Source organism: Streptococcus cristatus (assembly GCF_963529205.1).
Taxonomy (GTDB): domain Bacteria; phylum Bacillota; class Bacilli; order Lactobacillales; family Streptococcaceae; genus Streptococcus; species Streptococcus cristatus_O.
Genome location: NZ_CAURYF010000006.1, coordinates 50,224 through 57,401 on the forward strand (window position 1 = coordinate 50,224; position 7,178 = coordinate 57,401).

General features: G+C 33.0%; 7 protein-coding genes. All 7 read right to left on the reverse strand.

What is annotated here, in order from left to right:
* Positions 1 to 24: 24 nt before the first annotated feature.
* Complete coding sequence (locus RWS39_RS02635; protein ID WP_048791602.1) at positions 25 to 1,227, reverse strand: hypothetical protein; 1,203 nt, start codon at positions 1,225 to 1,227, stop codon at positions 25 to 27.
* 12 nt (positions 1,228 to 1,239) lie between these two features.
* On the reverse strand, positions 1,240 to 2,346 hold the full coding sequence (locus RWS39_RS02640; protein WP_048791601.1) for a glycosyltransferase: 1,107 nt from the start codon (positions 2,344 to 2,346) through the stop codon (positions 1,240 to 1,242).
* A gap of 11 nt (positions 2,347 to 2,357) precedes the next feature.
* On the reverse strand, positions 2,358 to 3,110 hold the full coding sequence (locus RWS39_RS02645; protein ID WP_048791600.1) for a glycosyltransferase family 2 protein: 753 nt from the start codon (positions 3,108 to 3,110) through the stop codon (positions 2,358 to 2,360).
* A gap of 11 nt (positions 3,111 to 3,121) precedes the next feature.
* Complete coding sequence (locus RWS39_RS02650) at positions 3,122 to 4,336, reverse strand: DegT/DnrJ/EryC1/StrS family aminotransferase (protein WP_048791599.1); 1,215 nt, start codon at positions 4,334 to 4,336, stop codon at positions 3,122 to 3,124.
* Positions 4,337 to 4,350: 14 nt separating this feature from the next.
* Complete coding sequence (locus RWS39_RS02655; protein WP_048791598.1) at positions 4,351 to 5,043, reverse strand: sugar transferase; 693 nt, start codon at positions 5,041 to 5,043, stop codon at positions 4,351 to 4,353.
* A gap of 8 nt (positions 5,044 to 5,051) precedes the next feature.
* Complete coding sequence (locus RWS39_RS02660) at positions 5,052 to 6,860, reverse strand: polysaccharide biosynthesis protein (protein ID WP_048791597.1); 1,809 nt, start codon at positions 6,858 to 6,860, stop codon at positions 5,052 to 5,054.
* 19 nt (positions 6,861 to 6,879) lie between these two features.
* Positions 6,880 to 7,178, reverse strand: a 299-nt coding sequence (locus RWS39_RS02665; protein ID WP_314480157.1) for a polysaccharide biosynthesis tyrosine autokinase, incomplete at its 5' end; no start/stop codon positions are given.

The window sequence follows — 7,178 nt, forward strand, 5'->3', positions numbered from 1 at the left end:
GGATACACTCTTACTAATTTTTTATCAATACTCATTTAATATTGGTATGACAACAAAAATCATCATCAGAATAGGACCAGACAATAATGGATTTAAAAAACCTAAAATAGTAAATATTATCCATGTAGCTATCATTGAATTTTTCTCTAACATATTTTTACTAGTATTTATTGTATATATAGCAATAATCGCATAGTTCAAAATTATTATTAAATTTCCTAAAATACCAAATCTAGCTAAATCATCTGCCCACTGCATATGACCACCTATACGCCCTGAAACATGATCTTTAAAATTAATCCCTAAAATCGGACTACTATAAAATGACGCCATAGATTGTGATGCTAACATCTCTCTTCTGGATAGTGTATCAGTATGCTCATAATTTCCAATTAACACATTAGCTATCGCTACTATTTTGTTATTAGTACTCCAATAAAATATATTTCTATTAGCCAGTGCATACAATTCATCTGATATAATACCTCTCAATACATATAACAATCCACTTATCGAAAGAAAAGCTAGACGAAATATTGCCCCTCTTTTATTTATAAAAACAGAAATTCCTATAGATAATATTGCCACAACAACCGATGTAACTAAATTACATAGAATCAAGCATAACATTACTGAACTGAATATAAAAAACAAACCAAAAACACTTTTAAAATCAGTTTTTTTAAATCTATTAAATATCAACATTAATAACGGTCCAGTCATAAAAGACAAAGCATACATAAGCTGAAAATCTCCTACACCTATTAATTTTATACTTCGTTGCGTATTTCTAATAGCTTGAGGATCAACTTTAAATATATAGTAAAAAGATACACCAATCGTTATTAAAATAGACAGTAAGGCCAAATGGACTAACCTTTTTTGTTTGTATGCAGGCAACCCCTTTATATATATATATATAATAGGAAAGATAAGGAACTGATATCTCTGTATTACTGCTTGCATAGGACTATAGTAATTCAAATTAACTTGATCTGCAATAATCGTTCTCAATAACGTTAATAAAAATATACCTAAACTCAAAATACTTAAGTTAAAAGTTTTATGAAAAAAACCTTTAATTCTAATTGCCGAAACGTACCAACAAATAAAAATAATTACTTGTACAAATTGAGGAAGCAAATCAGATATTATATTAATGTACTGTAGCATTACTAAAATTTGTAAAAGACAAAAAGTAATATCAATTTTAAATCTATGTTTCAACTTAATTTCTTTCTACTCATTAATTTTATTGCCATAAATTCTATACAATTGAGGAACAATTGTCTGTAATGAAAAATTTATTTTTAATTCATTTAAATCATTTGGCACAAAACGTTCAGATGCAAATTTACTTACAGCTGTACACCAAACTTCTAGGTTATTCTCTAATACACTTACTTTATTTGTTACATTTATTTCTTTAGGAAAATTATCAGATATAATTACAGGTACATTTGCTGCTTGACATTCTAAAGGAACCATCCCAAATCCTTCTGATTTAGACGGCATCACACATACATCAATCGCATGTATCAATACATCTAAATCATTTCTTACGCCTAAATTAATTACCCGTTCATCCAAACTATTTTTAGTTATTTTTTCTTTTACCGCGGATGGTAAAGAATCTTTACCAATTAAAACAAGTTTATAGTTATGATTATTTTTCACCATCTCATGTAATATATCAATAACAAATGGAACTTCCTTTAAAGGAGTCATATTGCTAATATGACCCAGTAATATTGTACTATCTTCAATACCTAACTGATGACGAACCTTCTCTCTCAGTTCTATATTTTCACTATATTTTTCGACTTCTAATGGATTAGGTAATATATCGAAATCATGAACTCTCAACAAATCAAACCAAACTTTAGCTGCATTTGTTGAGCAAGCAATAAATTTATTTGCCCAAAATTTATTTAAATAAACTAATGGTATATTGCGAATACTGCTAATTTTTTTATTACCTAACACTGCACTATGTACATGTAAAATTCGTAAAGGAACTTTATATTTTTTTGCATAATATAAAAATGGAAAAGCAAAATTCGCTGAGTGTAAATGAACACCATCATATCTATTACTATACTTTTTAAAAAAACCTCTCACTTTGTATATAAAATTTAATGGAGATAGTTTCTTTTCTCCTTCATTAATATAAAAGATTTTACCTCCATATTTTAATATTTCACTTTCATATGAAGGTGAAATTTTTTTAGTAAACAAAAAATCAAATTCTACATTCTTATGAATATTGTATTTATGCCATGCCACTAGTACTGATACAATACCTGAACTAATACCAGCATGATCATATATTTGGAGAATTTTCACTCAACATTTCCTCATTTTATTTTTAATATTTTGATTACTCCCCATAAGAAAATATGAAAAGCACTCCTTATTCTACTTAAACTCTCTATTTCTCTATATAATTCCCAATGATACTTTATCAGTGATATTTTGTTGCTTGATATCGAATTGTTTCGAATTCTATACTGCATAAGTACTTGATTCAAACCATAAATATACTCTGTTTTTTTCAGAATTTGAAGCCAAAGTGCATCATCGTTCCTTTTTCTTATATCGGGTACTTCAAACTTTCCTAGTTCCCTTACACTATACATAACTGTAGAATTACCAACAGGACAATCCAGTAAAATTCTATTATAGTTTGCTTTGGGAAGCGTTTTAATAATTCTATCTGTTTTTTCCCCTGATTCACTAATCTGTTCATAATCAGTGCAAGAGAAAGAGATACTATTCTCATGCATAAAGGACAGTTGTTCACTTAATTTTTCAGCAGTCCACACATCATCTGAATCTAAAAAAGCCATATACTCCCCTTTGGCTTCTGCCATTGCTTTGTTCCTAGCAACAGCTGCACCAGAATTTTTATCCAACTTTATATACTTAATCCGGTTGTCTTTTATAACATATTGATTTACCACTTCTTCTGTATTATCACTGGAACAGTCATCAACAATTATCATTTCCCAATTGTGATATGTCTGTGACAAAACCGATTCTATAGTTTCTTCTATAAAATTAGCAGAGTTAAATGTAGGAGTAATAATTGATACTAAACCATCTATCATCTATGTCCTCCTTATCTTAAAATTTCAAATATTATATTTTTATATGCATTAATAATATACTCAACTTCCTCATCGCTGAGCTTAGTGTGTAGAGGTAATGTAATTTCATTTTCAAAATAGCGATATGCATTTGGATAATCTTTGATATCAAAGCCTAAATCCGTATAGGCTGTTAACATTGGAAGTGGCTTATAGTGTACATTACAGGCAATACCCTTTTCTGCCATCTTCTGAATAATCAAGTTACGTTCTTCTAAACTGATTCCTTCAACATGTGTAACATACAAGTGTCTAGATGACTGATAGTACGCCTCCTCATGTTTCAGGGGTGAAATAGGCGTACCTTCAAATGCCTTATCATATTGAGCAACAATCGCTTTTCTTCGTTCCAGTAATTGAGGATATCTTTTTAATTGTACTAACCCAATTGAAGCCATGATATCTGTCATATTACACTTATAGGCCGGTTTTACAATGTCATATTCCCAGGCTCCTAATTGAGTTTTCGCTAATGCGTCTTTGGTCTGACCATGAAGTGATAAAATCTGAAATTCTTTATACAATTCATCATCATCAATACCAGGATGTGCTTTCCATGTGACACTGCCTCCTTCTGCTGTTGTAAAGTTTTTTACAGCATGAAAAGAAAATGATGAAAAATCAGCAATATTACCAGCAGGAACATTTTTGTACGTTGCGCCTAAGGCATGAGCGCTGTCAGAAATAACTACAATCCGATTAAAGACATCTTGCAACTTACCAGTCGCTTTAAATAGATGCTGTTTTGCAAAAACAATGTCGAAAATTCTATCATAATCACATATAATTCCTGCTAGCTCTACAGGAATAATCGCTTTCGTATTGGATGTAATGGCTTCTTCAAGCAAGTCATAATTCATTTCAAAAGAATTTTCTTGAATATCAACCATAACAGGAGTCGCACCTACATGAGTGATAACACTGCAGGAAGCTGTATAAGTCATCGCCGGAACAATGACTTCATCTCCTTCACCAATTTCTAAAACTCGCAGAATAAGCTCCAAAGCTGCTGTAGCAGAGTTTAAACATACCGTACGATTAGTATGGGTATACTCTGATAAGCGTCTTTCTAATTCTTTTGTTTTAGGTCCGGTTGTAATCCAACCTGAACGTAAGGTATCTGCAACTTCAGCAATTTCTTCTTCTGTAATATCTGGGGGTGAAAAAGGGATATTATATTTTGTCATAATGGATTACTCTCCTATTTAACTACTTCCACTACTGTCTGAATCATGATTTTTAGATCATTAATAAAACTAAACTGTCTCAAATACTCTAAATTATAGTGCATTTTTGCGGGTAAAACTTCGTTCACATATGCGTCATCAACCGTTAAACCACGTTCGACACATCTATTGATTATAATATCTTCATCTTTGAACGAAATGCTTGCTGGAGAGGTTATCCCAGCTGGCAATAATAAAGTTGCTTTCATTTCATCTGTATACTGATCGGTATATTTAGGAACTTCCGGTCTGGTACCAACAAAACTCATATCTCCTAATAATACATTAACCAATTGTGGCAGTTCATCTATCCGATATTTCCGAATAAATTTTCCAATTTTAGTAATGCGATTATCATTGTGAGAAGTTACAAGAGAACCTTTTTTATCCGCTCCCACTACCATAGTTCGAAACTTCCAAATTTTAAATTCTCTGCCATATTGTGTAATTCGGACTTGTTTATAAATAGCTGGGCCTGAACTATCTATTTTTATCCAAATCCCAATTATCAAGATAACAGGAGAAAATAGGATGAGAAGTACCAAAGCTAGTAAACGGTCCATTAATAATTTACAAAACAATGATGTTCGTTTATTATTCAACAATTTATAATAACGTTCTACATCTTCATTTCTAAGCTGAACTGGCAAATCTTCGAACTTTATCATTTATACTCCTACTGTTGCGCAAATTTTATTAATTTAGCTTTCAATTCTGCTCCATCTAATTTGGAAATAGAAGCAATAAAAGCTGTTACTTCTGAATTAGGTAAAGCTTGAACATTTCCTACAAATATTTTTTCATAGATTTGTTCGTCAACTCGCTCTTCGGTAGAGAGCAATTCCTCATATAATTTCTCTCCTGGGCGAATTCCAGCTTCTACAATTTGGATTTCCTCTTCCGTATGACCGCTCAAGGTAATCATTTTTTTAGCTAAATCTAAAATTTTAACTGGCTCACCCATATCTAACACGAAAATTTCTCCTCCATGCATTAGCGCACCCGCTTGAATAACAAGACGACTTGCTTCAGGAATAGTCATGAAATACCGTGTCATTCGGAAATCTGTGACGGTAATTGGACCACCGTTCGCAATTTGCTCCTTGAACAAAGGCACTACACTACCTCGACTGCCTAAAACATTCCCAAAGCGAACCGCTGCAAACAAGGTCTTCCCTTCCTCATTCAAACTCGTAACGATCATTTCTGCCACACGTTTTGTAGCTCCCATGACGTTTGGAGGATTCACAGCCTTATCTGTAGAAACCATTACAAATTTTGCAACTCCAGCTGCTTTCGCAGCTTCAGCCACATTTTTGGTTCCATAAATATTGTTTTTTACTGCTTCAGTTGGGTTGTATTCCATCAGTGGGACATGCTTATGAGCTGCCGCATGGTAAACACGATCAGGTTGATACTCATGCATAATATGGAATATCCGTTCTCGATCTTGTATATCCGCGATAAGAGGCACAATTTCGACTTTATCTCCATATTGAGCAAGTAATTCTTTATGAATTAAATAGATAGAATTTTCTCCATGACCTAAAAGTAGCAACCTTGCAGGAGAAAAACGAGCAATCTGACGACAAAGCTCTGAACCAATTGAGCCTCCTGCTCCTGTTACCAAAATTGTCTTACCATCAATATTGGATTGCAAACTCGTTTGATCAAGTCTAACTTCTTTTCTTCCCAATAAATCAGCAATATCAATTTCCCGTAATTTATGTACTTTTAGCTTTCCTGTAACCACTTCTTCATATTTTGGCATGGCACTAACTTTAGCACCTGTCTTTTTACAAAGAGAAAAAAGTCGTTCATACTCATCTGGTTTTAGAGAAGGAATTGCTAGGACAATTTGACTTATCTCATAATTTGCTACAATTTCAGGGATTTGCTTATCCGTACCAACAACTTTGACACCGTGCAAAAACGAGCCTTGCTTACTGGTATCACTATCTACAACAGCAACAATCTTTAACTCAGGTGACTCTTTTAAAGCCGTTTTAATAAATAGGCTTCCACCATCCCCTGCTCCGACAACCAGCGTTCTACTTACTTTGCTTTCTTCAACCTCTGTATAGGTTGTTCCGTTTTTAAAACTAAACCACATTCTCCAGCCAAGACGCATGGACATAGTAAATAAAACAGAGAACATGCAACTAAGCAATAAAAAACGATAGCTTGTATGCAAGGATAGCGCAAGTTCTACTAAGAAAACAATAAAGTAAGCACCTACCAAGGTTAGACTGATCGTGCTGAGAGTTTTATAGTCCGTGTAACGATTGATAATCGAAAAAAGTTTCGTTTTGATTCCAATTAAAAAATAGAGCACTACTGTCATTGTTAAGGTTTGTACAAAACTCAAATCTGACAGCAAAACATATTCAGATAAAAAGAAGTATGCCACAAAACCACTAAAATATATTAAAACAGCATCTGCTATCATCAGAATAATTCTTTTTTGTGATCGTGTTAATTCCATAATATCCCTTTATTTTTTTCTATTCTTTACTCAAATTATCCCCATAGTGTCCATAGGAACCATAGAAACCATATTTGTCTGCTTGGACATTGTATTTATTTAAGACCACGCCAAGGAATGGTGTAGATGATTGTTCCAACTGCATTTTAGATTTCTGAACCATTTTCCGTTTGACTTCATTTGTCGATACGACTAAAAGGCTAGCATCGCAAACTTTGGCAATCAAGGTTGCGTCTACCACCATACCAATAGGCGGCGTATCCACAATAATATAGTCGTAATGACGGCGCAAGACGCTCATCATAGTGGTAAATCGTT